Origin of the sequence: Aeromicrobium sp. Leaf272, assembly GCF_001422865.1 — a bacterium.
GTDB lineage: Bacteria > Actinomycetota > Actinomycetes > Propionibacteriales > Nocardioidaceae > Aeromicrobium.
The window spans coordinates 238,357-241,767 of the sequence record NZ_LMMY01000009.1; the positions used below are offsets into that span (position 1 = coordinate 238,357).

Genomic DNA, 3,411 nt, shown 5'->3' on the forward strand with positions numbered 1-3,411 from the left:
GATGGGAATCACGAGCACGGTGGGACCGACCGGGCGAGCCCGGGTCAGGCGAGGTCGGCGAGCTCGACGTTCGGGTCGGCGAGGCGCTCGGCCGACACCTCCTGGCCGACGAGGGCGCGCAGGTCGTCCTGGACGTCCCAGATGTTGACGTTCATGGCCGCGGTCACGACGCCGTCGCGCTGCCAGAAGACGATGAACTCGCCGTCCCCGGCGCCGTCGTCCAGCTCGCCGCGGACCACCACGTCGTCATCGCCCGACCCGTGGCCGACGTACTCCATGCCCAGGTCGTACTGGTCGGTGAAGAAGTACGGCTCCCAGTCGTACGCCGCGTCGTGGCCGAGCAGCACCGACGCCACGGCCTCGCCCTGGCGCACCGCGTCGTCCCAGTGCTCGACCCGGACGGCCTCGCCGCGACCCGTGTGGAGCGTCGAGGCGACGTCGCCGATGGCATGCACGTCGGGGTGGCTGGTCGCGAAGTGCTCGTCGGTCACCACGCCGTCGTCGACGAGCAGCCCGGCCGCCTCCGCCAGCTCGACGTTGGGCGTGGCGCCCACGCCCAGCACGACCACGTCGGCCTCGAGCACCTCGCCACCGCCGAGGCGGACGGTGCGCGCGGTCACGGCGTCGACTCGCTCGCCCGTGCGCAGGGTGACCCCGTGCGACGTGTGAACGTCCGCGAAGTAGCGGCCCAGGCGTTCGCCCATGACCGACGCGAGCGGCACGTCGCCGCGGAGCACGACGGTGGTGCTCAGGTCGTGGTGCCGCGCGGCGGCGGCGACCTCGAGACCGATCCAACCGCCACCGACGACGATCACCGACGACGCATCCGCGAACGCGGCCGTCAGCCTCTCGACGTCGGCCGCGTTGCGCAGGAAGTACGCGTCGGCCCCACCGGCGATGGAGTCCGGGACGGCGGGCCGCGCGCCCGTGGCGAGGACCGCCTTGTCGTACGGGACCACCTGGCCGTCGGCGAGGTGCACGCGGTGCGCCTCGACGTCGATGCGCTCGGCCGCCACCCCGGTGACCAGGCGGACGTCGTGCTCGTCGTACCACTCCTGGGGCTGCACCGTGGCGTCGTCGAGCGGCACCTCGCCGAGCAGGACGTCCTTCGACAGGGGCGGCCGTTCGTAGGGCAGCCGGTCCTCGTCGCCCACGATCGTGAGTGCTCCGTCGTGCCCGTTCTCGCGCAGGGCGGCGGCCGCCTTGGCCGCGGCGAGGCCGCCCCCGATGATGACGATGTCCATGCTTCGAGCCTGCCACGGCTGGTCTCCACGGCAACCCGGGTCGCGGCGTGCCACGATGCCCCTACGCCACCCAGGGGGAACGACTCATGCGCCGCTCGGTTCGACTCGTCACGACGGCTCTCGCCGTCCTCGCCGTCCTCGCCGGATGCGGCCAGGGGGGATCCGACCCGGAGCCGACGGCGTCCGCGTCCAGCCCGGCACCGCTGCCCACCGAGGAGGCCGCGATCGAGGGCGCCCTGCCCACCTTGGACCAGGTGCCGGGCGCCTCGGAGGTCGACTTCCAGTGCCCGAAGGACGAGGAGAAGTGCGCCGGGTCCGACGTCGGTCATCCGTTCTGGGCGTTCTCCGTGCGCCTCGACTCCGTCGGCAACCCCGTGGACATCGAGCGCAACGGCACCACGAGTGCTCCCAACGACGTCGCGGTCGTCAACCTCAACCTGCTCGACGACGCCGAGGCGGCCCGCACCTTCATGGCCGGTCTGCGCAAGGACCAGGAGCCCTACGACGGCACGTTCGACATCCCCGCCAAGCCCGTCGGCGGCGGCCGTGAGGTCCCGGCGAGCTCGGGCGAGGGGTCGCTCGACGACGTCACCGTGCAGGGGCTCGACGGCTACCTGAGCTCCTACCGGCTCGACTCGGCCGAGACCGGCGACCCGGCCCAGCGCGTCGTGAGCCTGCTGGTGGGCGAGGGCCGCGTGGTGGTCGGCGTGTTCGTCAGCATGTCCGCACCGGGCCGCGACGCCGACGCCGCGGAGCAGCTCGCGCAGCGCCTCGCCCGCGACACCGTCGAGCGTCTCCGCAAGGGCGCGGCCACGTTCACCCAGTGACGTCCGACCGGCTCAGTCCGGGTCGGTGAGCAGGACGCCGAGGTCGGTGCCGTCGGGTCCGACGGCGCGCAGGTGGCCGTCGTCCCACACGAAGGTGGTCGCCTGGCCGAGCCAGGTGTCGACGTCGGGGCAGGCCATCAGCGTCGAGACGCGTGCGCCGCTCGTGACGACCTTCTTGCCGTCGAGCGACCACTGCTGGCCGCCGAAGCGGTTGCAGCCGTCGTGCCCGGCGAGGTCGCCGTTGTCGCGCAGCTCGAGGAACGCGCGCGGCGGGCCGCCCTCGGGCAGCCACCGCCCGACGACGTCGGTCCGTGCCGGCGTGCTCACTCGCTGCCGTAGAGGTCGTCGGAGGTCGCCGTCGTCGGTGACGACGGCGATGCGGAGGCGAGCACGCCGCGTCGACGTCCACCGGGAAGTCGCTGCGCGAGCGTCCCGAGAGGCTCCACGGCTCCGCTCAGCACCGCGACCGCCTGGTTGAGGTTGGGGATGGCGTTGCCCAGCGCCTCGAGCCGCGGCACGATCGCGTCGAACGTCGCCCCCAGGGAGACCAGCTGGTCGAGCGTCCCGCCCGGCATCAGCAGGTTCTCGAGGATGCCCTCCTCCTCGAGCAGCTTCTCGAGCAGGCCGCCGGGCTTCAGCACGTTCTCGAGCGTGCCGTCCTGCTCGAGGATGCGGTCCAGCGGCCCGCCGGGCACCAGCATCCGCTCGATAGGCCCGCCCGGCGCCGTCAGCCGCTCGAGCGGCCCGTCCGGTGCCAGCAGGCGGTCGAGCGAGCCTCCGGGCGCGAGGAACCGGTAGAGCGGTCCGTCCTCGGCCAGGGCGCGGTCGAGCGGGCCGTCGGCCTCGAGCAGCCGCACGAACGGGCCCTCCTCTGACGCCATCCGGTCCACGAGCCCGTCCCGCTGCAGCGCCTTGCCGACGGGCCGGTCCTCGGACGTGATGTCGGCGACGAGGTTGCCGAGCGCGATGATCCCGCGCTCGTCGGCCAGCAGCTTGGCGAGCTGCTCCAGCAGGCCGTCCTCGCCGATCAGCACCGCGATGCGGGTCCCGTAGCCGCCCTCGCGCAGGATCGGACCGTCGGGTGCGGCCAGCTGTCCCAGCGCCAACGTCGTGCGCGTGGCCGAGATGGTCACGCGCAGGGGCAGGGTGGCCAGACCGACGAGGTTCATGCTCGCAGCGTAGGACCGTGACAGTGGCGGTGTCACGTGGTTGTCCGACCCGTCCTCGAGCGTCGCGAGGGTCCGTCAGGACCGCACGAGCCGGACGGCCCCGTCCCGGCGGGGATCGGCGGCCGCCTCCAGGTGCAGCTCGCCGGCCGCGTCACGGCGCAGCAGGGTCGC

General features: G+C 73.3%; 4 protein-coding genes. 1 reads left to right on the forward strand and 3 read right to left on the reverse strand.

What is annotated here, in order from left to right:
* Window positions 1-44: 44 nt before the first annotated feature.
* Entirely contained in the window at window positions 45-1,244 is a 1,200-nt protein-coding gene (locus ASF38_RS02700; protein ID WP_056573475.1) for an NAD(P)/FAD-dependent oxidoreductase, read from the reverse strand.
* Window positions 1,245-1,291: 47 nt separating this feature from the next.
* On the opposite strand from ASF38_RS02700, the gene ASF38_RS02705 reads away from it, so the two are divergent.
* A complete protein-coding gene (locus tag ASF38_RS02705) occupies window positions 1,292-2,071 on the forward strand; it encodes a hypothetical protein (protein WP_156366754.1) in 780 nt (259 codons plus the stop codon).
* Window positions 2,072-2,083: 12 nt separating this feature from the next.
* On the opposite strand, the gene ASF38_RS17785 is transcribed toward ASF38_RS02705, so the two are convergent.
* Together ASF38_RS17785 and ASF38_RS02715 are read right to left on the reverse strand one after the other, a co-directional pair.
* A complete protein-coding gene (locus ASF38_RS17785) occupies window positions 2,084-2,398 on the reverse strand; it encodes an META domain-containing protein (RefSeq protein ID WP_055963695.1) in 315 nt (104 codons plus the stop codon).
* The gene (locus ASF38_RS02715; RefSeq protein ID WP_056556151.1) at window positions 2,395-3,240 is read right to left on the reverse strand and encodes a hypothetical protein; all 846 of its coding nucleotides are present in this window, start codon (window positions 3,238-3,240) and stop codon (window positions 2,395-2,397) included. The genes ASF38_RS17785 and ASF38_RS02715 overlap by 4 nt, the downstream gene beginning before the upstream one ends.
* Window positions 3,241-3,411: the final 171 nt, after the last annotated feature.